The organism is Streptomyces sp. NPDC029044, from assembly GCF_040637495.1.
Classification (GTDB): Bacteria; Actinomycetota; Actinomycetes; order Streptomycetales; family Streptomycetaceae; genus Streptomyces.
Genome location: NZ_JBEZWN010000074.1, coordinates 1 through 25800 on the forward strand (window position 1 = coordinate 1; position 25800 = coordinate 25800).

At 72.8% G+C, this 25800-nt stretch carries 23 protein-coding genes; 11 read left to right on the forward strand and 12 right to left on the reverse strand.

The genetic code is table 11. The annotated features are described in order from the left end of the window. The 3 genes from AB0E85_RS34590 to lanKC form a co-directional block, all read right to left on the reverse strand. On the reverse strand, positions 1–938 hold a 938-nt coding region (locus AB0E85_RS34590), incomplete at its 3' end, for an ABC transporter ATP-binding protein (protein ID WP_361935867.1). 82 nt (positions 939–1020) lie between these two features. Continuing rightward, on the reverse strand, positions 1021–1137 hold the full coding sequence (locus AB0E85_RS34595) for a SapB/AmfS family lanthipeptide (protein WP_031113019.1): 117 nt from the start codon (positions 1135–1137) through the stop codon (positions 1021–1023). A gap of 84 nt (positions 1138–1221) precedes the next feature. Further along, positions 1222–3816: a class III lanthionine synthetase LanKC gene (gene lanKC / locus AB0E85_RS34600; RefSeq protein WP_361935871.1), complete on the reverse strand. Its 2595-nt coding sequence runs from the start codon at positions 3814–3816 to the stop codon at positions 1222–1224. A gap of 186 nt (positions 3817–4002) precedes the next feature. On the opposite strand from lanKC, the gene AB0E85_RS34605 reads away from it, so the two are divergent. Beyond that, positions 4003–6450 carry a SpoIIE family protein phosphatase gene (locus tag AB0E85_RS34605; protein ID WP_361935874.1) on the forward strand — a complete coding sequence of 816 codons (2448 nt, stop codon included), beginning with the start codon at positions 4003–4005 and terminating at the stop codon, positions 6448–6450. Between the two features lie 41 nt (positions 6451–6491). Here the strand turns inward: AB0E85_RS34605 and AB0E85_RS34610 are convergent, their stop codons facing one another. Then, positions 6492–7187 carry a type 1 glutamine amidotransferase domain-containing protein gene (locus AB0E85_RS34610; RefSeq protein WP_361935876.1) on the reverse strand — a complete coding sequence of 232 codons (696 nt, stop codon included), beginning with the start codon at positions 7185–7187 and terminating at the stop codon, positions 6492–6494. 156 nt (positions 7188–7343) lie between these two features. Between AB0E85_RS34610 and AB0E85_RS34615 the strand changes: the two genes are divergently transcribed. From AB0E85_RS34615 to AB0E85_RS34645, 7 genes are all read left to right on the forward strand, one after another. Continuing rightward, entirely contained in the window at positions 7344–8276 is a 933-nt protein-coding gene (locus AB0E85_RS34615) for a LysR family transcriptional regulator (protein WP_361935879.1), read from the forward strand. A gap of 74 nt (positions 8277–8350) precedes the next feature. After that, entirely contained in the window at positions 8351–8770 is a 420-nt protein-coding gene (locus AB0E85_RS34620) for a CBS domain-containing protein (protein WP_361935882.1), read from the forward strand. A 181-nt stretch (positions 8771–8951) separates the two neighbouring features. Then, positions 8952–9134, forward strand: a complete 183-nt coding sequence (locus AB0E85_RS34625) for a hypothetical protein (RefSeq protein ID WP_033308539.1) — start codon at positions 8952–8954, stop codon at positions 9132–9134. A 104-nt stretch (positions 9135–9238) separates the two neighbouring features. Next, entirely contained in the window at positions 9239–10306 is a 1068-nt protein-coding gene (locus tag AB0E85_RS34630) for a glucose-1-phosphate thymidylyltransferase (protein WP_361935885.1), read from the forward strand. Next, positions 10303–11283: a dTDP-glucose 4,6-dehydratase gene (gene rfbB, locus AB0E85_RS34635; RefSeq protein ID WP_361935888.1), complete on the forward strand. Its 981-nt coding sequence runs from the start codon at positions 10303–10305 to the stop codon at positions 11281–11283. Before AB0E85_RS34630 ends, rfbB begins: the two co-directional genes overlap by 4 nt. Next, on the forward strand, positions 11280–12167 hold the full coding sequence (gene rfbD / locus AB0E85_RS34640) for a dTDP-4-dehydrorhamnose reductase (RefSeq protein WP_361935891.1): 888 nt from the start codon (positions 11280–11282) through the stop codon (positions 12165–12167). The genes rfbB and rfbD overlap by 4 nt, the downstream gene beginning before the upstream one ends. Beyond that, positions 12154–12957: a methyltransferase type 11 gene (locus AB0E85_RS34645; protein WP_107459841.1), complete on the forward strand. Its 804-nt coding sequence runs from the start codon at positions 12154–12156 to the stop codon at positions 12955–12957. Before rfbD ends, AB0E85_RS34645 begins: the two co-directional genes overlap by 14 nt. A 120-nt stretch (positions 12958–13077) precedes the next feature. Here the strand turns inward: AB0E85_RS34645 and rfbC are convergent, their stop codons facing one another. The 3 genes from rfbC to AB0E85_RS34660 form a co-directional block, all read right to left on the reverse strand. Then, the gene (gene rfbC / locus AB0E85_RS34650; RefSeq protein ID WP_361935893.1) at positions 13078–13683 is read right to left on the reverse strand and encodes a dTDP-4-dehydrorhamnose 3,5-epimerase; all 606 of its coding nucleotides are present in this window, start codon (positions 13681–13683) and stop codon (positions 13078–13080) included. Between the two features lie 4 nt (positions 13684–13687). After that, a complete protein-coding gene (locus AB0E85_RS34655; protein WP_361935896.1) occupies positions 13688–15631 on the reverse strand; it encodes a glycosyltransferase family A protein in 1944 nt (647 codons plus the stop codon). A 185-nt stretch (positions 15632–15816) separates the two neighbouring features. Beyond that, complete coding sequence (locus AB0E85_RS34660; RefSeq protein WP_361935898.1) at positions 15817–17712, reverse strand: DEDDh family exonuclease; 1896 nt, start codon at positions 17710–17712, stop codon at positions 15817–15819. A gap of 95 nt (positions 17713–17807) precedes the next feature. Here AB0E85_RS34660 and AB0E85_RS34665 point away from each other — a divergent pair, with 95 nt between their 5' ends. Next, positions 17808–18317 carry a metallophosphoesterase gene (locus AB0E85_RS34665; RefSeq protein ID WP_361935900.1) on the forward strand — a complete coding sequence of 170 codons (510 nt, stop codon included), beginning with the start codon at positions 17808–17810 and terminating at the stop codon, positions 18315–18317. A gap of 26 nt (positions 18318–18343) precedes the next feature. Then, positions 18344–19156, forward strand: coding sequence for a methyltransferase domain-containing protein (locus AB0E85_RS34670; RefSeq protein WP_361935902.1), 813 nt, complete (start codon positions 18344–18346; stop codon positions 19154–19156). A 9-nt stretch (positions 19157–19165) separates the two neighbouring features. Here the strand turns inward: AB0E85_RS34670 and AB0E85_RS34675 are convergent, their stop codons facing one another. The 5 genes from AB0E85_RS34675 to AB0E85_RS34695 form a co-directional block, all read right to left on the reverse strand. Continuing rightward, the gene (locus tag AB0E85_RS34675; protein ID WP_361935904.1) at positions 19166–19777 is read right to left on the reverse strand and encodes a carboxymuconolactone decarboxylase family protein; all 612 of its coding nucleotides are present in this window, start codon (positions 19775–19777) and stop codon (positions 19166–19168) included. A gap of 68 nt (positions 19778–19845) precedes the next feature. Next, a complete protein-coding gene (locus tag AB0E85_RS34680) occupies positions 19846–20898 on the reverse strand; it encodes an alcohol dehydrogenase catalytic domain-containing protein (RefSeq protein ID WP_361935906.1) in 1053 nt (350 codons plus the stop codon). 28 nt (positions 20899–20926) lie between these two features. Beyond that, on the reverse strand, positions 20927–21934 hold the full coding sequence (locus AB0E85_RS34685) for an NADP-dependent oxidoreductase (protein WP_361935909.1): 1008 nt from the start codon (positions 21932–21934) through the stop codon (positions 20927–20929). A gap of 131 nt (positions 21935–22065) precedes the next feature. Beyond that, the gene (locus AB0E85_RS34690) at positions 22066–22398 is read right to left on the reverse strand and encodes a putative quinol monooxygenase (RefSeq protein WP_361935911.1); all 333 of its coding nucleotides are present in this window, start codon (positions 22396–22398) and stop codon (positions 22066–22068) included. 86 nt (positions 22399–22484) lie between these two features. Then, the gene (locus tag AB0E85_RS34695) at positions 22485–23591 is read right to left on the reverse strand and encodes an XdhC/CoxI family protein (protein ID WP_361935913.1); all 1107 of its coding nucleotides are present in this window, start codon (positions 23589–23591) and stop codon (positions 22485–22487) included. A gap of 191 nt (positions 23592–23782) precedes the next feature. Between AB0E85_RS34695 and AB0E85_RS34700 the strand changes: the two genes are divergently transcribed. Next, positions 23783–25759, forward strand: a complete 1977-nt coding sequence (locus AB0E85_RS34700) for a translation factor GTPase family protein (protein WP_361935916.1) — start codon at positions 23783–23785, stop codon at positions 25757–25759. Positions 25760–25800: the final 41 nt, after the last annotated feature.

Here is a 25800-nt window from a genome sequence, read left to right on the forward strand (position 1 = left end):
CGGGCCGCGGCCCGGGCCCGGGCCCCGCCCGCGAGCCGGCCGACCAGGACGCCGACGCCCGTGGCGAGCACCGCGTACCGGGAGGCCGCCAGCACCTCGCCCACCGAGAGCCGGCCCCGGGTGAGCAGCACACCGGCCACGGCGACGACCGCGAGTTGCAGCAGCGGCGCCACGGCGACCGCCCGTGCCGCGGCCCGCCCCTGCACCCGCCACATCCGGTGCCCGGCCCGGGACAGATCGGGCAGCGGCCGCAGCACCCGGGCCGTCTCCCGGTCCTCCGTGCCGGCCGCGCGCACGGTGCGGACGCCCTCGACGGCCTCCGCCAGCGCGGCCGCGATCCGGCCCTGGGCCCGCTGGTAGCGCGCCGCGCTCTCGGAGGTGTCACGGGAGACGGCGCGCAGGAGAAGGGCGAGCACGGGGGCTCCGGCGAGGAACACGGCCGCGAGCCACCCGTCGATCAGGCCCAGTGCGACCACTCCGCCCACAGGGCCGGCGAGCGCGGCGACCAGCGCCGCACGGGCCGCCGGGGTGGTCCCCGCCTCGGCGGCGTTGCCGACCAGCCGCGCGACGAGGTCACCGGAGCCGAAGCGGTCCGCGGCGCGCGGGCCGACGCCGAGCACGTGCCCGGTCAGCCGGCGGCGCAGCCACGCGGTGGTGCGGGCGTCGACGGTGCCGGTGAGGACGGTCTGGACGGCGTCGAGCAGACCGAGCAGCAGGACGAGACCGGCGCAGCAGAGCACCCAGCGGGTCGCCGGAGCGTGCGCCAGCAGCAGATCGAGGGCCCGGCCCAGTGCGGCCGGGAGCAGCAGTCCGGCACCCGTCGCGGCGATGCTCACCAGGCACAGTGCCACACAGCGGGACCCGCTGTACCGGGTGGCCGTGCGCAGCAGCGTGCGAGCGTGTCCGGCCGCCGGGTCGTCGTCGCCGCGCGAGGTCATACGGGCCTTTCCTGGGACGGGAAGGACCCCGGGCGGCCCCTCCCCGAAGGGAGGGAGCCGCCCGGAGCGAGCAGACCGTCGGTCAGAGACAGAGCAGAACGCTCGCGGCGCTGATGCAGGAGAGCAGGCTCACCGTGCTGTTGCCGCCGCCGTCCGTGCGCTCTTCGGTCTCGATGGTCTGCAGGTCGAGAAGTGCCATGGTGTGTCCTTCCATTGGGTGTCCGTCCGTGGTCATCCGTGGGGACGGGGTGGTGTCACGACTCCGCGGGATCGCGGGGCCGCGTCAGTGGGGCCGCCTTCCGGGCGGCGGGAGGAACGGCAGGTGGGCGTCGGTCGCGGGGTCGAGGGCCGCGCCGAGCGCCAGCAGGCACCCTGCCGTTCCGGTGGCGAGGTCCATGGAGAGCCGCATCATCTGGTGGCCGGGGAAGGCCAGTTGGCCCTGGTAGGCCATCGCGAACCAGCCGAGCCCGGCGATCTGCGCGGCCAGCCGGTCCTCGGTCGCGCCCGGCGTGGTCGTGCGGCTGAGGTGCAGGATCATTCCCGCGCGGCCCTGGAAGAGCCCGGGCTGCGCGTAGAAGCGGGAGGTGGCCGCGGTGAGCACACCGGAGCGGGTCGTCGCGAACTCCCCGGCGAGACCGGGGGAGTGGGCGACGAGATCGTCGAGGACCATGCCGAGGCCCGCGCTGCCGTCGCCGAGGTAGGGCAGGGTCCGCCAGCCCTCGTCGACCTCCAGCGACCCGTTCCCCCGGGTCGCACAGGACGCCAGGTCCCGGCGCAGGGCCACGGCGGCCGCCTCCAGCCAGGCCTCCTCGCCGGTCCACTCGTACTGCCGCAGCATGAGCAGGGCGGCACCGCTCGCGCCGCGCAGCAGTCCGGCGCGCGGCCGCGACGAGGCCGGGACCGGCTCGGTGAGGCGCTGGACGAGGATCCGCGCGGCCTCATGGGCCCGCTCGCCCAGAGCCGCCTCGCCGGTCGTACGGGCCAGGTGCCCGAGGACGAGGCCCAGTCCGGCCAGTCCGCCGTGCAGGTCGGAGGAGAGCTTCTGCCACCGCTCGGCGAGGATGGCCTCGACCAGGTCCAGCGCCCGCTGCCGGTGTCCGAGCCGGTCGAGGACCAGGGCGACGCCCGCGAGCCCGTCGTACAGGCCGAGCGGGGTGCCGACCGGGGCCGGTGCCGTCCGGTCCAGCAGCCAGCGCTCGCCCTCCTCGTACCGCTCGGCGCCGGCCGCGTCCAGTGCGAACAGTACCCCCGCGGCGCCGTGGGCGAGCCCGAGCCCGCCGCCGTCCGAGAACTGGGCGACGTCGCCGGGGAAGAGCCGGTCGTCGCGCTCCGGGGTGGCCGAGGCCAGGATGGCCTTGACCATCGAGTCGCGGCTGTAGGGCCAGTCGCCCGGGTCCACCGGCGCGGAGGGAGCGGCCACCGTACGGCCGGACACCTCCCGCGTGATCTCCGTGACCGCCTCGGCGAGGAACTCCCGCGGCACGTCCGGGAACTGCTGGGCGATCACCTCCGCCAGGTGCGCCGCCTTGCCGCGGTCGACCACGAACAGCGTGGTCACCGGCAGGAACAGGGCCAGCCGCAGACAGGCCAGCGCATAGCGGTCGATGTCGGCGCCCCGGCGGTCCGGCGGCGCGAAGAACCCGGGATGGGCGACGACCTGGCGGCCGTTCTCCCCGACGGGTGCCGCGGCCTCGAAGTCGAGGAGGAACACCGTCTCCTCGTCCGGGGCGACCATGATGTTGAAGACGTGCAGGTCGTTGAAGACGATGCCCCGGGCGTGCACCGCCGCCACGGCCTCCTCCACCCTGTGGTGGATGCGCAGCGCCCAGGCGGTGTAGGAGGCGACGGCCTTTGCGTCGGGGTCCTGGGTGAGCAGCGGATGCCGCTCGGCGAAGAAGGAGTTGAGAGGGCGCCCCTCCAGGAAGTCCATCACGAGGAAGCGGTGCCCGCCGAGCTCGAACCAGTCGCGTACCTCCGGGACCACGCCGGTTCCCGCCACCTGCTCCAGCGCCCGCTTCTCCCGCTCCAGCCGGGCGATCGCGTCGGCCCCGTCCGAGGCGAGCCCCGCGTGCGGCCGGCCCTCCTTGAGGACGACCCTGCGCCCGTCCCGGGTGTCGGTGCCCGCGTACACCCCGCCGCCGTTGGAGAAGTGCAGTGCTTTCTCGATGCGGTACGGCAGCTCACCCATCGTCGTGTTGTTCCGCGCGTCGAGGTGAGGCTGGAGGAACGCCGGCAGCGTCACCCACTCGGGCACCTGGAAGGACGGCGACCGCCGGTCCGGCACCAGCCGCCCCTCGCCGTCCCGCACCGCCGGCACCAGCGAGCCCCGCTCGTCCACGACGAACGCCCGTGCGAAGGCGCCGTAGCGGACGTACAGCGGGCCTTCGCCCCAGCGCAGGTCGGTGAGGACGTACGGCCCCTCGAACCCCTCCAGCAGCGCGCCCAGCTCACGCAGCACCCGGTGCAGCTGCTCCTCGTCGGCCGGGTAGACCGTGACGAACTTGCCGCTGCCGTCGCGCGGCGCGTACTTGGTGTTGCGCAGGTGGAGTAGGTGCGGGCCCGGCACGAACTTGAAGGGGACGCGCCGCTCGACGCAGTAGTCCCACACGATCGCGGCGATCTTCTCCGCGTTCGCCCGGGTCGCCGAGGCGTGGATCTTCCACCCCTGGGCCGGGCCCTGAAGCGGTTCGCCGTCCGGGCCGAGCGGTGTCATCGTCTGCCAGTCGCCGATCCGGGCCGACTCCCAGCCCTCGGGAAGCGGCCGGCGGGCCGTCTCGTAGAGGTGGGCGGCTGTGCCCTGCCCGCCCTGCGCCAGCCGGTCCGGCGTCTCGTAGAAATGCCGGTCGGCCAGCGCGTACACCTCGTACCGCTTGTCCATGCGTCCCCCTCCGTGACGAGCACCGAGCCTTCCAGCCACGCGCCGTGCACGCACAGTCACGCCTGTCACGAGAACACCGTGCGGAACGCATGCGTCAAGACATGTTCGGATTCTTTCGAGCACGCTCTCCGAAGGTCCTCCACGGAACGCCCACAGGGGCTGCGCAGGTGTCTCATTAGCGCTGTAATGGCCAACGTGGTCAGTCAGGGCGCCCAAGAGCGCGGAACGCGAACGACGCGTGCCGAAGGTGCCCTCAAGGCGATCGCGGCCGATCAGGAGTCACCCGAACGCCTGCGCCGCGTCCTCGAACAGGCACTCGTCTTCGCCGGTGCGGCGTTCGCCGCCGTCTACGCGCCCGCCCAGGACGGCGAGCTGCTGTGCCTGATGGAGTCGGCCGGGGTCCCGAGGACGCTGTACGGCCTGCGCGACAGCTACCAGCGGGCCGGGCGGTCCCCGGTCGCCGAGGCCCTCCGCGACGGACGGCCGGTGTCACTGGGCCCGGCGGAACTGGCAGCGGACGCCCAGGCGCGGCGCGTTCCCTCCGGGGACTTCTTCCTGACGGCCCTGCCCGTGCAGGGGGACGGCGGCTGTCTGCTGGCCGTGAGTGAACACCCGGGCGGCTTCACCGCCGACGACCTCAGGTGCCTGGAACTCGTTTCCGAAGCGGTCGCCTTCACCGCCCCGGCCGCGCCCGCCGAGGCCGGCGACCTGCCGCCGAGCGCCTTCAGCCTCGCCATGGACACCGGCCGGGTCCGGGTCGGCGACGACCTGCTGGACCTGTTCGGCCTGGACCCCGTGGACTTCGACGGCCGGGTCGAGACGCTGCTCAGCCTGACCGTCCCGGAGGACCTGCCGTCCCTGATGTCCGTCGTGGAGGCGGACCACATGTCGATCGGCGACCGCGAGCTGGAGTTCCGGGTGCTCCAGCCCACCGGCCCGCCGAAGTGGCTCCGGCTGCGCGGGCGCCTCCTGCCCGTCGGCGAGGGCCGCCCGGCGCGGCTCGTGGGCACGGTCGTCGACGTCTCCACGCTGCGCTCCGACGTCACCGACGTGGCCCGCGTCCAGCGCCTGGCCGCCGCGCTGGCCACCGCCGTCACCGTCCGCGACGTCGGCAAGGCCGTGGTCGCGGCGCTGCGCCGGCCGCTGAGGGCCGACCGGATCGCGCTCGCCGAGCTGGAGAGCGAGCGGCTCGTCGTCACCGTCCTGGATCCGCCCGAACCCGAGGCCTGGCCCGAGCTGTGGCGGTCGGAGTGGCGCACCGAGTGGCCGGACGCCCCCGTGCGCGCCATGCCCACCCTCGCCGCTGCGCTGCGCGAGGGCCGGGCCCGCATCTGGCCCGCCGGCAGCCCCCTGGAACGCGCCCTGGCCGAGGTCGGGCCCGGCGGCCTCGCCGTCCTGCCGCTGCCCGCCGGCAACCGCATGGCCGGCGCCTGCCTGATCGGCTGGGACACCCCGCACGACTTCGGCACCGACGAACGCGCGCTGCTCACCGCCTGCGCCGGTCTCGCCGGACAGGCCCTGGTCCGGGCCCGGGCCTTCGACGCCGAGCACGAACTCGTCGGCATGCTCCAGCGCCAGCTGCTGCCGCGCAGCCTGCCCCGCCTGCCCGGAGCGGTGGCCGTCGCCCGCTACCTGCCGAGCACGGCCGGACTCGAACTCGGCGGCGACTGGTACGACGTCATCCCGCTGCCCGACAACCACGTCGCCCTCGTCATCGGCGACGTCCAGGGCCACAGCGCCGGCGCCGCCACCCTCATGGGCCAGATGCGCACCGCCCTGCGCGCCTACGCCGTCGAAGGGCACCCGCCGGACGTGGTGGTCGCGCACGCCAACCGGCTCCTCATGGACATGGAGAGCGACCTGTTCGCGACCTGCTGCTATGTCGACGTCGATCTGGAGGAGGGCGCCGCCTGGTGCGTGCGCGCCGGGCACCTGCCGCCGGTGCTGCGCCACCCGGACGGCCGGACCGAGATCGCGGAGGCCGAGGGCGGACCGCCGCTCGGGGTGGTCGACCGGGCCGACTTCCCCATGAGCCCGCTCCGGCTGTCGCCCGGCATCCTCATCGCCCTCGCCACGGACGGGCTCGTCGAGACCCCCGGCTCCGACATCGACGAAGGCATGGACCACCTCGCCGAGCAGCTCGCCGGCGCCGCCCCCACCGACCTCGGGCTCGTCGCCGACGCCCTGCTCGGCAACGCCCCGCGCAGCGACGACGTCGCCCTGCTCCTGATGCGCTACGACGGCATGGACCTGCGCCCGCTCCGGGAGAGCTGGACGGTCTGGCGGGTGCCGCAGGCCGTGGGGCACGCCCGCCGCTTCGCCCGGCGCACCCTGCGCTCCTGGGGCGTCACCGCCGAGTACGACGCCGTCCTCCTCGTCGTCTCCGAACTGGTCACCAACGCCCTCGTCCACACCGACGGCAAGGTCCGCATGGACCTGACCCTCGTGAACAACCGGCTGCGCGTCGCCATCGCCGACGCCTCGCCCCGCTCCCCGGTCCGACCGACCAGCATCGGCTGGGAGGCCACCGGCGGCCGGGGCATCCTCCTGGTCGAGGCCCTCTCCGCGACCTGGGGCACCCTGCCGGTCAGCGGCGGCAAGCAGGTGTGGGCGGAGCTGGTGCTGGGCCGCTGAGCACCCGGCCCGGGCCCGGCGGCCCGGGCGGACGCGACCCCTCAGCCCAGCCGCTTCAGCAGTTCCTCGGCCAGCGGGGCCGACGACGCCGGGTTCTGCCCCGTGACCAGGTTGCGGTCCGTGACCACGTGCGGGGCCCACGGCTCGCCGGCCCGTACGGTCACCCCGGCCTCCGTGAGACGGTCCTGGAGCAGCCACTTCGCGCGGTCGGCGAGACCACCCTGGACCTCCTCCGCGTTGGTGAACGCCGCGACCTCGTACCCGGCGAAGACGTTCTCCCCGTCGGCCCCCACGGCGGCCAGCAGCGCGGCCGGCCCGTGGCACACGACCCCGAGCGGCCTGCCCGACTCCAGGGCCCGGGCGAGCAGCCGGCCCGAATCGGCGTTCACGGCGAGGTCCTCCATCGGACCGTGACCGCCGGGGTAGAAGACGGCCGCGTACTCGTCCAGCCGGACGTCCTCCAGCCGGACGGGGTGCCGCAGCTCGGCGAACGACTCCAGCGCCTTCGCGACCCGGTCGGCGTTCTCCTGGCCGCCGTTCACCTCGGGGGCGAGGGAGGCCCGGTCGACGGTGGGCTCGACACCGCCGGGCGTGGCCACGACGACCTCGTGCCCGGCGGCCCGGAACGCCTCGTACGGGGCGACGGCCTCCTCGGCCCAGAAGCCGGTGGGGTGCTCGGTGCCGTCGGCCAGGGTCCAGGTGTCGGCGCCGGTGACGACGAAGAGGATCTTCGACATGGTGGGGGCATCTCCGTGGGGACGGGCCGCGGTGGGGCACCGCGGCGATGACTCGTACGAGAACGACCGTAGGCGCCCGTACCGCCGGTTTTCCAATGGCAGAGCCAATGCCGGACATAGGTTTTCCAATGGCGGAGCGCAGTAGGGTCGGTTCGTGTGAGGCCCCTCGACCCCCTCGGCGCCACCGGCGCGCCCGCGCAGCCCGACCTGAACCTGCTGCGCACCTTCCTGGCCGTCTACCGGTCCGGCTCCTTCACGGCCGCCGCGCAGCTGCTGGGACTGTCCCAGCCGACCGTGACCACGCAGATCCGCTCGCTGGAGCGGCAGACGCGCCGGGAGCTGTTCGAACGGCTGCCGCGCGGCGTCGCCCCGACGGCGGTCGCCGATGAACTGGCGGCCCGTGTCGCGGGCCCCCTGGACGCGCTCGCGGAGGCCACCGGTCACGGCCCCCGGGAGTCGCGCGCCGAGCCGGTCCATCTGGCCGGGCCCGCCGAGCTGCTGTCCACCCGGGCGCTGCCCGCCCTCGCCCCGCTCGTCACCGAAGGCGTACGCCTGCGCGTCACGACCGGACTGACCGAGCCCCTGCTCGACGAGCTGCGGGCCGGCCGCCACGACCTCGTGATCGCCACCGGCCGGCCCCGCGGCCGCACCCTGTCCGCGGTGCCACTGGCCGACGAGGAGTTCGTCCTGGTCGCCGCCCCCGCCTGGGCCGACCGGGTCGCGCGGTGCCCCGCCCCCGACGTGCCCGCCGCGTTGCACGACGTCCCGCTGATCACCTATGCCGAGGACCTGCCCATCGTCCGCCGCTACTGGCGGCATGTCTTCGGCCGGCGCCTGAACTGCCGTGCCGCCGTCTCGGTGCCCGACCTGAGGGCCGTTCTGGCGCTGGTCACGGCCGGTGCCGGCTTCAGCGTGCTGCCGCGCTACCTGTGCGCCGGCGACCTGGCGTCCGGCGCCCTGGTCCTCCTCGACACCCCCGAGGACGCGCCGATCAACACCGGCTTCCTCGTCCAGCGGCCGGGCACCTCGGACAACCCGCACGTCGCCGTCGTCCGCGACCGTCTGCTGGAGGCCGGCCCTGCCTGGTGACACCGCGCTGCGAGCGGGTACCCGGCGCGGCGCAGGACGGAGCAACCGCCACGAGCCGAAGGAAGAGGAATGTCATGGCTCAGCATGTCCGCGACATCATGACCGGCGACCCGGTCACCGTCGAGCCGCAGACCTCCGTCGCCGAGGTGGCGCGCATCATGCGCGACGAGGACCTCGGAGTCGTCCTGGTGACGGACGGCGACCAGTTGCGAGGACTGGTCACCGACCGGGACCTCGTGGTCCGGTCGGTCAGCAAGGGCGGCGACCCGGAACGGATCACCGTGGCCGGCGCGTGCAGCGACGAGGTGGTCACCGTCAGCCCCGACGACGACCTGGTCCAGGCGGTGCGGCTGATGCGCGAGCACTCCGTACGCCGCATCCCGGTCGTCGACCACGGGCACCCCGTCGGCGTCGTCTCCCTGGGCGACCTGGCCATGGAGCGCGACCCGGAGTCGGCACTCGGTGACATCAGCGCCGCGCGCCCCAACGCCTGACCGGCAGCGACCCGGTGGACGGCCCCGCGCACCGCACCGTGCGCGGGGCCGTCGTGCGTCCCGGAACACCGGGTGGCGGCGGGGGAGTTCGACGCGGCGGCACGGGCGTCCAGGTCCGGGTTTGTTCGGTTTTTCGCTGGGGACTCGAACATCAGTGGAAGCAGAAGGAAGATGATGAGTCGTGGAGTCCATGGACACCAGTGAGAAGCCCGTCGTCCGTCAGCACGAGACCGGCTGGTCGAAGGCGCGCCGCCTGCGCGGAAAGGCCGCGCTGCGGACCTGCCTCCCCGCCGTCGAGGACCGGGGCACCCCACAAGCGGTGCGCTCCGGAGCGGAGTGGAACATCGTCCGAGGTGAGGACTGATCCCCCTGCGCGGGACCGCGCGGCGACGACCCGGGTAACTCCGCGCGTCGGACAACTGAAGAAGTGATGTTCACATCCGCCGGATCACGACTAAGGTGAACCGAATGAAGGCTCTCGTGCTGTCCGGCGGCGCAGGAACAAGACTGAGGCCGATCACACACACGTCGGCCAAACAACTGGTGCCCGTGGCCAACAAGCCCGTGCTGTTCTACGGGTTGGAGTCGATCGCCGAGGCCGGCATCACCGACGTGGGCATGATCGTCGGGGATACGGCCGAGGAGATCGAGGAAGCGGTGGGGGACGGGTCGAAGTTCGGCCTCAAGGTCACCTACATCCCCCAGGAGCGGCCCCTCGGGCTGGCCCACGCGGTACTGATCGCCCGGGACTACCTCGGCGACGACGACTTCGTGATGTACCTCGGTGACAACTTCATCGTCGGCGGCATCACCGGCCTCGTCGACGAGTTCCGCGGCAACCGGCCCGACGCCCAGATCCTGCTCACGCGCGTGGCCGACCCGCGCGCCTTCGGCGTCGCCGAACTCGACCCGTCCGGCCAGGTGATCGGCCTGGAGGAGAAGCCCGACCAGCCCAAGAGCGACCTCGCGCTGGTCGGCGTCTACATGTTCACGCCCCTCATCCACGAGGCGGTCCGCGCCATCGAACCCTCCTGGCGCGGCGAACTGGAGATCACCCAAGCCATTCAGCACCTGATCGACACCCGCGCCGACGTGCGCTCCACGGTCATCAAGGGCTACTGGAAGGACACCGGCAACGTCGGCGACATGCTCGAGGTGAACCGCACGGTCCTCGAAGTGATGGAGCGCCGCATCGACGGCATGGTGGACGACGCCTCGGAGACCATCGGGCGCGTCGTGCTCGAAGAGGGCGCGCGGATCGTCAACTCCCGTGTCGTGGGACCCGTCGTCATCGGCTCGGGCACCGTCGTCAGCAACTCCTACGTCGGCCCCTTCACCTCCGTCGCCGAGAACTGCCGGATCACCGACAGCGAGCTGGAGTTCTCCATCGTGCTGCGGGACTCCTCGATCCAGGGCGTAGGCCGCATCGAGGCCTCGCTGATCGGCCGGCACGTCGAGGTGACCCCCGCCCCCAGCGTCCCCAGCGCCCACCGTCTCGTCCTCGGAGATCACAGCAAGGTGCAGATCACTTCATGAACCTCCTCGTCACCGGCGCCGCCGGGTTCATCGGCTCCCGCTACGTCCGCGCGCTCCTCGCCCCGGACGCGCCCGACGCGCCGCGCATCACCGTGCTGGACAAGCTCACCTACGCCGGCACCCTCGACAACCTCGAACTGACCCACCCACGACTGGAGTTCGTGCAGGGCGACATCTGCGACGCCGAGCTGGTCGACAAGCTGATGGCCGACGCGGACCAGGTCGTGCACTTCGCCGCCGAGTCCCACGTGGACCGGTCGATCAGCGGCGCCGCCGACTTCGTCCGCACCAACGTCCTCGGCACCCAGACCCTGCTGGACGCCGCCCTGCGCTACGACGTGGGCCCCTTCGTGCACGTCTCCACCGACGAGGTCTACGGCTCCATCGGGTCCGGCTCCTGGCCGGAGGACCACCCCCTCCAGCCCAACTCGCCGTACTCCGCCTCCAAAGCCTCCTCCGACCTGCTCGCGCTCGCCTACCACCGCACCCACGGCCTGGACGTGCGCGTCACGCGCTGCTCCAACAACTACGGCCCGCACCAGTTCCCCGAGAAGGTCATCCCGCTGTTCGTCACCAACCTCCTCGACGGCCACACGGTGCCGCTGTACGGCGAGGGCCGCAACATCCGCGACTGGCTGCACGTGGACGACCACTGCCAGGGCGTCGACCTCGCCCGCACCAAGGGCCGGCCCGGCGAGGTCTACAACATCGGCGGCGGCACCGAACTCACCAACAAGGAACTCACCGGCCTCCTGCTGGACGCATGCGGAGCCGACTGGGACCGGGTGGAATACGTCGAGGACCGCAAGGGACACGACCTGCGCTACTCCGTCGACTGCACCAAGGCCCGCGACGAACTCGGCTACCGCCCCCGCCACGACTTCACCACCGGCCTCGCCGAGACCGTCGCCTGGTACCGCGACAACCGCGCCTGGTGGGAGCCCCTGAAGCAGCGCGTCGCCCAGGAGCGGACATGAGGTGGCTGATCACCGGTGCCGGCGGGATGCTCGGCCGTGACGTCGTCGAGGAACTGACGAGCCGCGGCGAGAGCGTCGTCGGCCTCGACCGCACCGCCCTGGACATCACGGACCCCGCGGCCGTCGACGCCGCCGTACGGCAGCACCGCCCCGACCTCGTCGTGAACTGCGCCGCCTACACGGCCGTCGACGACGCCGAGACCGACGAGGCCCGCGCCCTGGAGATCAACGGCGCAGGGCCACGCCTGCTGGCCCGGGCCTGCGCCGCGCACGACGTCCGCATGCTCCACCTCTCCACCGACTACGTCTTCTCCGGCGAGGCCCGTACCACCCCCTACCCGGAGGACCACCCGACGGGCCCGCGCACCGCCTACGGCCGCACCAAGCTGGCCGGGGAGCGGGCCGTGCTGGAGGAACTCCCCGGGACGAGCGCGGTGCTGCGCACGGCGTGGCTCTACGGCGTTCACGGCTCCAACTTCGTCCGGACCATGATCGGACTGGAAGCCCGCCGCGACACCCTCGACGTCGTCGACGACCAGCGCGGGCAGCCCACCTGGAGCGTGGACGTCGCCGAGCGGATCGCCGACCTCGGCCCCCGGATCGGCTCCGACGCGCACGGCGTCTACCACGCCACCGGCGCCGGCGAGGCCACCTGGTACGAACTCGCCCGCGAGGTGTTCTCCCTGATCGGCGCCGACCCGGACCGGGTGCGCCCCACCAGCAGCGCGGCCTTCCCCCGGCCGGCGCCCCGCCCGGCGTACAGTGCCCTCGCCCACGGACGGTGGCAGGAGATCGGCCTGCCCCTGCCGCGCGACTGGCGCTCCGCCCTGCATGAAGCACTGCCCCGCATCCGCAAGGAAGGTCTTCCTCGTGAAACGCCATGAGTTCCTCCGGGAACTGCACAAGGTCAGCGCCAATCGCAACTACCTGGAGATCGGTGTCAACGACGGGCGCAGCCTGACGCTGTCCCGCGTTCCCAGCATCGCGATCGACCCGGCCTTCAAGGTGGTCTCGGAGCTGAGGTGCGACGTCCACCTGGTGAAGGCCACCAGTGACGACTTCTTCGCGCGCGACAATCCGCTCCAGCACCTCAAGGGCGGCCGTCACCCGCTGCGCAACCTGCGCCGCGGCCGCAGCCCGATCGGCTACTGGCGCCGCACGACGCTGGACCTGTCGTTCATCGACGGCATGCACCTCTTCGAGTTCGCGCTGCGCGACTTCATGAACGTCGAGAAGTACTCGGACTGGGGCAGTGTGATCGTCCTCGACGACATGCTGCCGCGCAGCATCGACGAAGCGGCCCGGGACCGCCACACCAACGCCTGGACCGGCGACGTTTACAAGATCACCGAGGTGCTGGCGCGCTACCGCCCGGACCTGGTCACGGTGCAGGTGGACACCGCCCCCACCGGCCAGTTGGTGGTCTTCGGCGCCGACCCGGACAACCGGGTCCTGCACGACAAGTACGACGAGATCATGGCCGAGTACAAGATCCCCGACCCGCAGAAGGTCCCCGAGGCGATCCTGGAGCGGGCCGGCGCGGTCCGCCCCGAGACCCTCCTGGGCGCGGGCTTCTGGCGCCCCCTCACCCAGGCCCGTAACCGCGGTCTGCCCCGTTCCATCGGCTGGGAGCCTCTGCGCAAGGCCCTGCAACAGGTCGGTGTGAGCCGCTGAACGACGGCGCCGGCCACCGCCCGGGGGCGGCCGGCGCCGACGGCCTTCCCGGCCCGGCGTGACACAGGCCCGGACGCTGCTCGCGTCCGGGCCTGCGGTGTGTCCAGGGGCGGGCGAGGGCTACGTCCCCTGCCCGCCCCGCAATTCCTCGTAGTGGGCCAGGCAGGCCTCGTACGACGGCAGCAGCCCCTGGCGTTCCGCCTCCGCCAGGGTGGGGGCCTGCTCGTCCTTGGGGGAGAGCAGCGGGGTGATGCCCTCCGGCCACTCGATGCCCAGGGCCGGGTCGAGGGGGTGGATGCCGTGTTCGCGGCCCGGGGCGTAGCCCTCCGAGCACAGGTAGACCACCGTCGCGTCGTCCGTGAGGGCCATGAAGGCGTGGCCGAGGCCCTCCGCGAGGAACACCGCGTGCCGCGTGTCGTCGTCGAGTCGGGCGGCCTCCCACGCTCCGTAGGTCGGGGAGCCCACGCGGATGTCGATCACCACGTCCAGGACGGCACCGCGTACACACGTGACGTACTTGGCCTGACCGGGCGGCACGTCGGCGAAGTGCACACCCCGCAGCACGCCCCGCCGCGAGACCGAGCAGTTGGCCTGGGCCAGCGACAGGTCGTACCCCGTCGCCTCGCGGAACTCCGCACCCCGGTACCACTCGTGGAAGCTGCCCCGGTCGTCCGGGAAGATCTTGGGCTCCAGAACCCAGGCGCCCTCTATACCCAGGGGTCGCATGCCGTCACCGCCCTCCGGTCCTGATACGGGAATTCACCTTCCGGCGCGCGGCACCGAGCACGCGCCGCGCGCGCCGGGCCAGCCGGAGCACGACACCGGGCCCCGGCGCCGGCGTCACCAGCACGCTGCCGCCCCCGGCCCGCAGCGCGAACGGCAGGCCGGTGAAGCGCGCCTGGCCGGAGCGCGGGTTCAGGCACACCGCCACCCGCCAGACGTCACCCGGCAGGTCCTCGGCGGGCAGGTCCGCCGCCAGCACCGAGCCCGGCCGGTCCGCCTCGGGGGACAGCGTGCCCGGCACCTCCAGGATCCGGCGGGAGGAGACGAACCTCAGCCGAACCTCGGTCTCATCCGTGACGTGCACCGGGAGCACGACCCGGAACCGCTCGTCCGAGACCGTGACGTCCCCCAGTTGCACGCGGCCCAGCCCGAGCCGCTTGCCGCGCGGGCGGAGCTCAAGGGAGAGGTTGCCGTGCGGTTCGGTCCAGTACGGCAGGACCGGGCGGTCGCCGACGACGCCCACGTCCGGTGCGGGCCGGTCCTCGCGCGGCGCCGGGCCCAGCCGGCACTCCTTGGTCCAGCCGCCCGTCTTCACCCGGACGAGGGCGTCCCAGGCGCCGTCACGCGGCAGGGCGGACGGGTCGACCGTGGCGGTCGCCCGCAGCACCAGCCGGACCTCCTCGCCGTCCCCGACCGGCACGGTCTCGCGCGTGAACTCCACCGGCTGGAAGTACTGCGCGGCGCTGGAGCGCTCCCGCAGCAGCAGATCGGCCGTGGCCTGTCCGAACCGCGCGGCGGTCTCCGAGGCCACCCACCGCACCGCCTCGGTCACGTCCTTCGGCACGTCGGTCAGGGGCGCCGCCTCGGCGTCGGCCGGGAACAGCATCGGCCCGCCGCCGGACAGGTACTCGGCCGTGAAGCCGATACGGAGGGAACCCTCGTGCCACGCGATGTCGCCGGGGGTCGCCCGGGGGGCGACGCCGGCCTCCCACTCCGCGAAGGCCACCACGTCGTCGTACCGGTCGGCCGCCGTCAGCGCGGCGACGACCTGCTGCGTCGGCTGGAGACCGGCCGCGACACCTGGCCCGAAGCGCTCGACGACGACCTCGTGGATCTCCGCGAACAGCTCCCTGCGGTAGTCGTCCGGCAGGTTCAGCAGGCGCCGGGACCGCAGCCGCTCCACCATCTCCACCCGCAGCCAGCGCCGGAACAGCCGGTCACGCACCGGACCGGGCTCGGTGTACCGCTCGACGACGTCGAGGGCCTCGCGCAGGTTCCTGAAGTAGCCGACGGGGTCGAAGCGTTCGAAACCGGCGTTGGAACCGTCGTCCCGCCGGAGGTGGTAGTAGCAGACGTAGTCGCTGAGCACGGAGACGTTCTCCGCGCGCAGATACGCCTCGGCGATGAAGACGTGGTCCTCCAGGCGCCGCCGGCCCTCGGGGAAGCGCAGGCCGATGCGGTCCAGGAAGGCGCGGCGGAACATCTTGTGCGGGGTGAGGCTGTCGATGAGCGGGGCGTTCTCGACGGTGGCGCGCGGATGGTTGCGGCGGAACAGCTCCACCGGCACCCCGCGGCCCTTCCCGGCCATCTTGCCCACGACGACGTCGGCGCCGTTGGCCACGCCGTAGTCGTACATCCGCTCCAGGGCCTCGTCGCCCAGGTAGTCGTCGTTGTCGACGAACATCACGAACTCGCCCCGGGAGGCCTCGATGCCGACGTTGCGGGGCTTGCCCGACCAGCCGGAGTTCTCCTGGTGGATGACCTTCATCCGGGGGTCCTCGGCGGCGAGCTCGTCGAGGCGGGCGGGGGTCTCGTCGGTCGAGCCGTCGTCGACGAAGATCACCTCGAACTCGTCGGGAGGCAGCGACTGCCGCTGCAGCGAGGAGATGCAGTCCTCGATGTAGATCCCCGGGTTGTACACGGGGATGATGACGCTGACCTTGACCGGCATCGGGTTTCCGGGCCCCTTCGGGTCGCTCGCCGTAGACGTCCTGTTGTCGTGCGTGTTGCCCGATGCTAACCCGCTCGGCGAGGCCGCCTCACCTTTCGAGACCTCGCCGTGATCATCTCCGGCCACGGGCAACTGAGCTGCGGTGTCTGTCTGTTCGCGGTCAAAGCGCGCCTCGCCCGGGCGCTTCAGTCGGCGACATTCACCCCGTAGCCCCGGGCCAGGGCGCCCAGACCCTGGTCGTACCCCTGCCCCACGGTGCGCAGGCGCCACAGCGGGCCGCGGCGGTAGAGCTCGGCGAGCAGCAGGGTGCGCTCCGTGGTCGCGGCGTCCAGGGTGGCCTGGACCAGGGGTGCGGCGCTGGGACCCGGGCCGGAGCTGACGTGGATCGCACCGACGTCACCGAACGTGGGCGAGCCGTCGATGGCGGCGGCGACCACGACCTTGCGGGCCGAGGGCGGCAGTGCGGCGAGATCGACGCCGATCGTCTGCTCGGTCGGCCCGTCGCTGTGCAGCCGCACCGTCCCGCCCGGATTCTCCGGCGCGCCGTAGAAGACGAAGTCCTCGTCGAAGCAGACCTGTTCGTCCTCGTCGACGACGAAGGCGACCACGTCGATCTCGCACGACGTCTGCTGCGCCCAGCTCGCGGTGACGGTCCAGGGCACCGCGGCGGCGGATCCGCTCGCCTGCGGCAGGTCGATGACACCACCGCGTGGGAGCACCCGCGGTGCCGCCGGCCCGCCGCCCCGCCGGGGGAGCGGGGTGATGACCGGGGCGTCGAGCCACGCCGCCTCGTGCGTGGGAAAGGCGAGGGCGGTGATCCGCTTCATCCGGCGGTCCCGTTCGCCGCCCTCCAGGAGTACGACGTCGGTGACGCTGGAGGAGAGGTTGATCGCCGCTGCCCCGCCGAGCTCGACGATCCGGCCGCGGGCGGCGACGGCGTCGGGGTGCGTGCCGCCGAGTACCAGGACGCGTCGGCCGGAGAGAGGACGGTCCTGGGCGGCCGGTTGTGCCGGACGCGGTGGTGTGGACGGTGCCGGTGACGCCGGTCCGGGGATGACGACGGCGGGCGGCGTGGGCTCCTGGACCGGCTGCCGGGGTGCGGCCGGGGCGGAGGGCGTCGCGGGCGAGGGGATCGCGGCTTCCGGGCTTCGGGTCCGCTCGTGCGGTGTCCCCGGCCGTACGTCCCCCAGCAGCCTCACGAACGTGGACTCGTCGAGCACCGGCACGCCCTCGGCCAGGGCACGCCGTGCCTTGCCGGAGCCGGACGAGGCGTCGTCGGTGACCAGTGCGCTGGTGTGCCGGCTGACGGACCCCATGACGTTCAGCCCGGCCTCGACGGCCTGCCGCTCCAGCTCCGCGCGCGGCGTCAGCGTCTCACCGGTGATCGCGACCTTCATGCCCTGCACCAGTGGCCCACCCGGCTCCGGTCGCCCCGGATTGCGGTAGGCGCACGGCGTCTTGGGCGTCCGGGGCGCGAACCGGGGGTCCTGGCGGGGCGGGCAGGACACGAACGGCAACGGCAGTTCGAGGCGAGCCGCCTCCCGCAGCGAGGCACGCAGCACGCCCGCCAGCACCCGGGTGTCGTCGAGCGCGTCGTGTGCCCTGACCTGGGGGACGCCGTAGTGGGCGGCGAGCGTGCCCAGTCGGAGGTCCTCGGTCGGCGGGTCGACCCGGCGGTTCAGTGCGAGGGTGCACAGGCGACGGGCCACCGGCAGCTCGGTGCCGGCACGGGCGAACTCGTGGGCGAGGAAGTCGTAGTCGAACTGGGCGTTGTGCGCGACGAGCACGCGGTCCCGCAGCATCGCCGCGATCCGCGGCGCGACCTGGTCGAAGACCGGTGCACCCCGAAGCTTCTCGGCCGTGAGCCCGTGGACGTGCACCGGCCCCGGATCGCATCCGGGGTCGAGGAGCGTCGAGAACTCCTCCGTCTGCTCCCCGTCCGGCCCCAGCACCACCACGGCCACCGACAGCACCCGGTCTCGGCGGGCGACGAGTCCTGACGTCTCCACGTCGAGCACCGCCCAGTCGTGGGCGTAGTCGCGCAGGCCGGACGCATCGAAGGCAGGGGAGAGGAGAGGCATGGAGGAAGGATGGAGGGATCTTCACCGGCTCTTCAACCCGGATGCCGATTCATCCGTATAAGTGGATATCGAGCGACACCCTCTAGGGTGATGGTGTGCGACTGCTCCTGATGGCCGACACCCACCTGCCCCAGCGCGCCAAGGTCCTTCCCGCCCCCTTGCTCGCCGAAATGCCCCGCGCCGACGTCGTGTTCCACGCCGGGGACTGGGTCGACTCCGCGACGCTCGATCTGCTGGAGGCCCGCTGTCGGCGGCTCGTCGGGGTGTACGGCAACAACGACGGGCCGGATCTGCGCGCCCGGCTGCCGGAGGTGGCGTACGCGGACCTGGAAGGGGTGCGGTTCGGCGTGATCCACGAGACGGGCGCCAAGCAGGGCCGGGAGCAGCGGTGCGCCGCCCGCTTCCCCGGTCTGGACGTGCTGGTCTTCGGCCACAGCCACATCCCCTGGGACACCACGGCCCCCACCGGCCTGCGCCTGCTGAACCCGGGCTCCCCGACGGACCGCCGCCGCCAGCCGCACTGCACGTACATGACCGCCACGGTCGCCGACGGGCGGCTCACGGACGTGGAACTGCACCGGCTGCCGCCCCGCGCCCCGCGCTGAACCGCCCCCCGTGACATGATCGCCGCATGGCTCAGGACGAGGGGTACCTCCTGGACAACCGGCAGTCCGAGGCCGGAACGCGCTTCGACGCGCTGGCGGCCCTCTTCGACGCCTCGACGTTCCGGCACTTCGAAGCGGCCGGCGTCGCCGAGGGGTGGCGGTGCTGGGAGGTCGGGGCCGGCGGCCCGAGCGTGGCGGCGTGGCTGCGCGAGCGGGTCGGGCCGGGCGGCCGTGTCCTGGCCACCGACATCGACGTGTCCTGGACGGGAACGGCCGCCACCGAGGGCGTGGAGGTGCTCCGGCACGACGTCGGCCGCGACGACCCCCCGCCCGGCCCCTTCGACCTGGTGCACGCCCGGCTCGTCCTGGTCCACGTCACCGAGCGCGGCGCAGCGCTGCGTGCCATGGTCCGGGCGCTGCGGCCCGGCGGGCTGCTGCTGATCGAGGACGCCGACCCCGCGCTCCAGCCGCTGATCTGCCCCGACGAGCACGGCCCCGAGCAGGAGCGGGCCAACCGGCTCCGCGGCGGTTTCCGTGAACTGCTGCGGCAGCGCGGCGCGGATCTCTCCTACGGGCGCAGACTGCCGCGGCTGCTGCGCGAGGCGGGCCTCGTGGACGTGGAGGCCGACGCCTACTTCCCGGTCGCCTCACCCGCCTGCGACGCCCTGGAGGCGGCCACCGTCCGGCAGGTGCGGGACAGGCTCGTCGCCGCGGGCCTCGCCACGGACGAGGAGATCGACGGGCATCTCGCCGCCGTCGAGGCGGGACGGCTGGACCTGGCCACCTCTCCGATGATCTCGGCCTGGGGCCGGAAACCGGCCGGCGACGAACCCCGGTGACGACTGGCTTCACGCTTTTCCCTCCGCGAAGCCTGTGTCTGCGAAACCTGTGTCCTTGAAACCGGGCTCCAAGTCCACACCCGTGGCGTTCAGGAAGAAGGCCACCATGTGGTACTGCCCCACCAGCATGACGATCTCGATCAGTTCGGCCTCGTCGAAGTGCCCGGCCAGACCGGCCCAGGTGGTGTCGGACATCGTGGCGTCGCGGTTCAGCTCGTCCGCCGCCCGGAGCAAGTGCCTCTGGAGATCCGTCCAGCCGGGTGCCTCCGGCCCTTCGCCGATGCGGTCGATGTCGGCGTCCGTGACGCCCTCGGCTCTGGCCAGCGGGAGGTGCCGCCCCCACTCGTACCGCGAGCCGGTGTTCCACGCGGTGCGCAGGATCAGTAACTCGCGCACTGCTCCGGGCAGTCGGCCGCTGACGAGCAATTGGCCGCCGAACGGCATGAACTGCTCGTAGAGATCGGGATGGCGTACGAGCGTGGTGAAGACGTTCGGGATCCCGCCGCCGGGGTCGTGGGGAGCGATGGCCAGCAGATCCCGGGTCCTCGGGTCCCTCTGCGCTTCGGGGAGCGGCGTCAGCCGTGGACGGGCCGGTCGGGCGGCTTCGTGGCGCTGTGGCATGGCGGCCTCCAGTCTCCGGGGGACTCACCCTAGGAGACCGCGCTCGTGGAGTGAACGGCCCGGAGCGGTCAGCCGGCCGGGTCGAGGAGGATCTTGCGGACGCCGTCGGAGCGGCTTGCGAACAGTTCGTACGCGGCCGGGCCCTCGGAGAGGGCGAAGCGGTGGGAGACCACGGCCTCGGGCTGGAGCCGGCCGGCCCGGGTGAGGGCGATCAGAGGCGGGAGTTCGTAGTGCACCGAGCACAGCCCGATCGCGAACTCCAGTTCCTTGACCTGCGCCAGGTACATGTGGAACGGGAAGGCCTTGTTCTGGCTGACGCCGATGACGCTGACCCGGCCGGCCTGCCGGACGGCCTTGAGGGCGAGTTGGATGGTGGCGTCGGAGCCCACCGCCTCCACCACGGCGTCCGGCCCGCGGCCGGCGGTCATGTCCCGGATGGCGGCCCGCGTGTCGTCACCTTCGACTGGCTCTACGCCCAGGCCGGCGGCGAAGGCGCGGCGTTCGGCGACCAGGTCCACACCCAGCACCCGGGCCGCGCCCATCGCGAACGCGGACTGGGCGGCCATCAGGCCCACCGGGCCGAGGCCGACGACCAGGACGGTCTCACCGGGCTGGATGCGGGCACGGCGGCAGCCGTACCAGGCCGTGGGTGCGTTGTCCGTCAGGACGACGGCGGCGTCGTCGGAGATGTCCTCGGGCAGGTGCACCAGATTGACGTCGGCGCGGGGCACGGCCAGGAGCTGAGCCTGGCTGCCCGGGAGCTTCGGGCTCACGCCGTAGCAGAGCTCCGTGCTCGACGTGGCGCGCTCGCACCGGGCGGTGAACCCGGCCGCGCACTGCCGGCACTGCGCACAGCCGACGGAGGCGGGCACCAGGACCCGGTCGCCGGGCTTGAAGCGGGTGACCTGACCGCCGGTGTCGACGACCACGCCGACGCATTCGTGTCCCGGTGTGTAGCCCAGCTCCGGGGTGAACCCGTGGCCGTCGTAGATGTGCAGGTCGCTGCCGCAGATGCCGGCCGCTGTCACCCGCACCACCGCGTCGGCGGAGTTGGTGACGGCCGGGTCGGGGACCTCGCCGTAGCGGATGTCATGACGGCCGTGGTAGGTCAGTGCCTTCATCGGATCTCTCCCTCCCCTCGGGGCCCGGTCAGTCCGCGATCTTCAGCACCAGCTTGCCGCGGTTGTCACCGCGGAACAGGCGCATCAGGGTCTCGGGGAACTCCGCGACCGAGCCGGTCACCACGTCCTCCAGGGACTTCAGCCGGCCCTCGGCCCGCCAGGCGGCCATCTGCGCGATGCCCTCCGCGTACCGGTCGGCGTAGTCGAACACCACGAGGCCCGTCATGGAGGCGCGGTTCACCAGCAGCGACAGGTAGTTGGCGGGACCTTGCGGCTCGGTGCTGTTGTACTGGGAGATCGCGCCGCACACGACGATGCGGGCGCCGCGCGCCAGCCGCAGCAGCACGGCGTCCAGAACGTCGCCGCCGACGTTGTCGAAGTACACGTCGACGCCGTCGGGGGCGTGTTCGCGCAGTGCCTTGCGGACGTCCTCGCTCCGGTAGTCGATCGCGGCGTCGAACCCGAACTCCTCCACCACCATCCGGCACTTGGCCTCGCCGCCGGCGATGCCGATGACCCGGCAGCCGAGGATCTTGGCGATCTGCCCGACGACACTGCCGACGGCCCCGGCCGCTCCGGAGACCACGACGGTCTGCCCCGGCTCGGGACGGCCGACCTCGATCAGGCCGAAGTAGGCCGTCAGGCCCGACATGCCGAGCGTGCCGAGATAGGTCGGCAGGGGAGCGGCCGCAGGGTCGACCTTGGTCACACCGCGTCCGTCCGACACGCAGTACTCCTGCACGCCGAACGTGCCCGACACATGGTCGCCGACCGCGAACCCCGAGTGCCGGGAGGCGACCACCCTGCCCACCGCGCCCGCGCGCATCACCTCGCCGATCTCCACCGGGCGGATGTAGGACCTGCCCGCGTTCATCCAGCCGCGCATCGCCGGGTCGATCGACAGGCAGAGCACCTGGACCAGGAACTCGCCCTCGCCCGGCTGCCCGGCCGGTTCCTCGGCGTGCTGCCAGTCGGTGGGGCGCGGCTCTCCCACGGGACGCGCGGCCAGGCGTATCTGACGGTTGATCGTGCTCATCTCCGGCGCCTCTCCTCGGCTGCATACCGGCCAGTCGGTACGGCCGTGAGCGTACGGGGGCCCGCCGTCCGGGGCAAGAGCTGATCCGCTACGACTTGCGGTTCCCGGCGTGGCCGTTCCCCCGGCAGGAGCTACTCCTGTCCCGGCACCGCCATCTCCCCGAGGAGCGACCAGTCGTCCTGCGGGACGCTCGCGTTCACGATGCGCGGCGTCTCGGCCAGATGCGGAGGCAGCGTCTGCTGCGCGGCCTTGAAGTGCGCGGACTGCACATGTGCGGCACCGGCCTCGTCGTCGCGGAACGCCTCGACCAGGACGTACTCCGACGGCTCGTCCACGCTGCGCGACCAGTCGAACCAGAGGCAGCCGGGTTCGGCGCGTGTCGCCCGGGTGAAGTCGGCGGTGATCTCGGGCCAGCGGTCGGCGTGCTCGGCGCGGACGCGGAACTTCGCGGTGATGAAGATCATGGGGTTCCCTTCGCTGGGGCGCTGGGGCGCTGGGGCGCTGGGGCGCTGGGGCGCTGGTGCGCTGGTGTGCTGTCGTGATCACTGTGTCAGGAGGATCGGTGCGGATGCACCGCCCCCTGCGTCCCGGTCAGCGGCGCGCCGCTGCCGCCCCAGCGCAGCGCCACGATCTCGGCGGCGACGGACACCGCCACCTCCTCGGGCGTCCGGGCCCCCAGGTCGAGGCCGACCGGTGAGCGCAGCCGGGACAGCTCGGACTCCGTCAGCCCGGCCTCGGCCAGTCGTCGCGCCCGCTCGGCATGGGTGCGGCGGCTGCCCATCGCCCCGATGTAGGCGGCCGGGCGGCGCAGCGCCTCCGTCAGCAGCGGCACGTCGAACTTCGGGTCGTGCGTCAGAACACAGATGACGGTGCGCTCGTCCGTGTCGGTCTCGCGCAGATAGCGGTGCGGCCACTGCGCGACCACCTCGACGCCCTCGGGGAAACGCCGGGGCGAGGCGAAGACGGGGCGGGCGTCGCAGACGGTGACGCCGTAGCCGAGGAAGTCCCCGATGCGGGCCACCGCAGCCGCGTAGTCGATCGCGCCGAAGACCAGCATCCGCGGCGGCGGTGCGAAGGACTGGAGGAACACGCTCACGGAGTCCTCGCGGCGCTGCCCCTCGGGCCCGTAGTGCCGCAGACCGGTGGCGCCGAGCGCGAGTTCGCCGCGGGCGTCGGCGGTCACGGCCGCGTCCAGGCCGCTCGCGCCGAGCGTGCCGAGGGTCCGGTCCGGCCAGACGGCGAGGGCCGCCCCGCGCGGTGCCGGCCCGTCGGTCACGGTCGCCACCGTGACCGGCTCACCCGCCGCGACCGAATCCGCGACCGCGCCGAAGCCGGGGTCCCGCTCGGGCGTGACCGCCCGCACCAGGACCGTGATCTCGCCGCCGCAGGTCAGGCCGACCGCGAAGGCGTCCTCGTCGCTGTAGCCGAAGGTCTCGAGACGGGCCTGGCCGCCCTCGGCGGCCTCCTGGGCCAGTTCGAACACCGCGCCCTCGACGCACCCCCCGGACACACTGCCCACGACCTCTTCGTCCGGACCCACCGCCATCGCCGCGCCCGGGTCGCGCGGCGCGCTGCGGCTGACCGCGACGACCGTCGCGAGGCCGAACGGGACCCCGGCCGCGTACCAGCGGCCGAGCACCGGGAGAACGTCACGCACGAGCCGCTCCTCTCCTTGCGCGCACCCCGCCGGGTACCCCGGCAGCGGTTAAATCCGTTGTGGCCCTCCGTGCCGGTCTGGTGCACTGCACAGGTCAGCGACGTCACCGAGTCCGGAGGAGTTCCGAATGCGCACTGCGTGCATGTCCCCCCAGCCAGGAACGGACCTCTCTCCGAAGGACATGACGCTTCGTGCACATGCTCAACCTTGGAATTCTCGCCCATGTCGACGCGGGTAAGACCAGCCTGACCGAGCGGCTGCTCCATTCGGCCGGGGTGATCGACGAGATCGGCAGTGTCGACGACGGGAACACCCGCACCGACACCCTCGCCCTGGAGCGGCAGCGCGGCATCACCATCAAGTCCGCCGTCGTCTCGTTCCCGCTCGACGGCGTGACCGTCAACCTCATCGACACCCCTGGCCACCCGGACTTCATCGCCGAGGTGGAGCGCGTCCTAGGCGTGCTGGACGGCGTCGTCCTCGTGGTCTCCGCCGTCGAAGGGGTGCAGGCGCAGACGCGGGTGCTGATGCGGACGCTCCAGCGGCTGCGCATCCCGACGCTGCTCTTCGTCAACAAGATCGACCGGAGCGGAGCCCGCCACGAGGCGGTGCTGCGGGAGATCGCGGCCCGGCTGACCCCCGCGATCGTCCCGATGGGCACCGCCACCGGCCTCGGCACCCGCGCGGCCCGCTTCACCCCCTCTCCCGGACCGGCGGCCGGCGCCCTAGACGTCCTGACCGGCCACGACGACGTCCTGCTGGCCGCGTACGTCGAGAACACGGTCACGGACTGTCTGCTGCACGGCTCCCTCGTCGCGCAGACCCGGGAGGCGCTCGTCCACCCGGTGTACTGCGGTTCAGCCGCCACGGGAGCGGGCGTGGCGGCGCTCCTGTCCGGCATCCGGACGCTGCTCCCGGTGGCCGAGGGGGATGCGGACGGGCCGGTCTCCGCCTCCGTGTTCAAGGTCGACCGGGGCCCGGCGGGGGAGAAGGTCGCCTACGCCCGGATGTTCTCCGGGACCCTGCGCACCCGCGACCGGGTCCCCTTCGGCACGGACGGCGCCGAGGGCCGGGTCACCGGCATCAGTGTCTTCGGGCACGGCACGGACACCCGGGCCGACTCCGTCGCGGCCGGCCGGATCGCCCGCCTCACCGGGCTCGCGGACATCCGCGTCGGCGACGTGATCGGCGAACCCCGCAAGGCCTACGAGCACGTCTTCGCCCCGCCGACCCTGGAGACGGTCGTCGTCCCCGGCCCGGACACGCACCGGGGAGCGCTCCACCTCGCCCTCACCCAGCTCGCCGAGCAGGACCCGCTGATCGGCCTGCGCCACGACGAACGCCGCCGGGAGACCTCCGTCTCCCTCTACGGTGAGGTGCAGAAGGAGGTCATCCAGGCCACGCTCGCCGACGAGTACGGCCTCGACGTCGGCTTCCGCGAGACGACCCCGCTCTGCGTCGAACGGCCCGTCGGCACCGGGCGGGCCGTGGAGTTCAACAAGAAGGACCCGAACCCCTTCCTCGCGACGGTCGGCCTGCGTGTCGACCCCGCGCCGGTCGGGTCGGGTGTCGGCTTCCGGCTGGAGGTGGAGCTCGGGTCGATGCCGTACGCCTTCTTCAAGGCCGTCGAGGACACCGTGCGCGAGACCCTCGACCAAGGCCTGCACGGCTGGCAGGTCACCGACTGCGTGGTCACCATGACCCACAGCGGCTACTCGCCCCGGCAGAGCCATGCCCACCAGGGCTTCGACAAGAGCATGTCGAGCACCGGGGCCGACTTCCGGGGCGTGACCCCGCTGGTGCTGATCGAGGCGCTGCGGCGGGCCGGGACGCGGGTCCACGAGCCGATGCACCGCTTTCGCATCGAGGCGCCCGCCGACACCCTCGGCGCCCTGCTGCCGGTCCTCGCCGCGCTCGGCGCCGTACCGGAAACGACGCGGAACCGGGACGACGTCTGCGTCCTCGAAGGCACTGTGCCGGCCGCCCGGGTGCACGCCCTCGGACAGCGGCTGCCGGGACTCACCCGGGGCGAGGGCGAGCTGGAGAGCTCCTTCGCCCACTACGCGCCCGTCACGCACGGCACGATTCCCGAGCGCCCGCGCACCGACCACAACCCGCTGAACAGGAAGGAGTACTTGTTGAACGTGACACGGAGGGTCGGTGGCTGACGTGTGAGGGTTGTCCGGACGGAACTTACTCCAGAGTCAGA

Excerpts from the sequence above, each read along its gene's own strand:
- AB0E85_RS34690 (WP_361935911.1), bottom strand. The coding sequence starts at position 22,398 with ATGATCTTCATCACCGCGAAGTTCCGCGTCCGCGCCGAGCACGCCGAC.
- AB0E85_RS34620 (WP_361935882.1), top strand. The coding sequence starts at position 8,351 with ATGGCTCAGCATGTCCGCGACATCATGACCGGCGACCCGGTCACCGTC.
- AB0E85_RS34680 (WP_361935906.1), bottom strand. The coding sequence starts at position 20,898 with ATGAAGGCACTGACCTACCACGGCCGTCATGACATCCGCTACGGCGAG.
- AB0E85_RS34630 (WP_361935885.1), top strand. The coding sequence starts at position 9,239 with ATGAAGGCTCTCGTGCTGTCCGGCGGCGCAGGAACAAGACTGAGGCCG.
- AB0E85_RS34605 (WP_361935874.1), top strand. The coding sequence starts at position 4,003 with ATGGCCAACGTGGTCAGTCAGGGCGCCCAAGAGCGCGGAACGCGAACG.
- AB0E85_RS34675 (WP_361935904.1), bottom strand. The coding sequence starts at position 19,777 with ATGCCACAGCGCCACGAAGCCGCCCGACCGGCCCGTCCACGGCTGACG.
- AB0E85_RS34660 (WP_361935898.1), bottom strand. The coding sequence starts at position 17,712 with ATGCCTCTCCTCTCCCCTGCCTTCGATGCGTCCGGCCTGCGCGACTAC.
- AB0E85_RS34655 (WP_361935896.1), bottom strand. The coding sequence starts at position 15,631 with ATGCCGGTCAAGGTCAGCGTCATCATCCCCGTGTACAACCCGGGGATC.
- AB0E85_RS34610 (WP_361935876.1), bottom strand. The coding sequence starts at position 7,187 with ATGTCGAAGATCCTCTTCGTCGTCACCGGCGCCGACACCTGGACCCTG.
- lanKC (WP_361935871.1), bottom strand. The coding sequence starts at position 3,816 with ATGGACAAGCGGTACGAGGTGTACGCGCTGGCCGACCGGCATTTCTAC.
- rfbB (WP_361935888.1), top strand. The coding sequence starts at position 10,303 with ATGAACCTCCTCGTCACCGGCGCCGCCGGGTTCATCGGCTCCCGCTAC.
- rfbC (WP_361935893.1), bottom strand. The coding sequence starts at position 13,683 with ATGCGACCCCTGGGTATAGAGGGCGCCTGGGTTCTGGAGCCCAAGATC.
- AB0E85_RS34685 (WP_361935909.1), bottom strand. The coding sequence starts at position 21,934 with ATGAGCACGATCAACCGTCAGATACGCCTGGCCGCGCGTCCCGTGGGA.
- rfbD (WP_361935891.1), top strand. The coding sequence starts at position 11,280 with ATGAGGTGGCTGATCACCGGTGCCGGCGGGATGCTCGGCCGTGACGTC.
- AB0E85_RS34670 (WP_361935902.1), top strand. The coding sequence starts at position 18,344 with ATGGCTCAGGACGAGGGGTACCTCCTGGACAACCGGCAGTCCGAGGCC.
- AB0E85_RS34595 (WP_031113019.1), bottom strand. The coding sequence starts at position 1,137 with ATGGCACTTCTCGACCTGCAGACCATCGAGACCGAAGAGCGCACGGAC.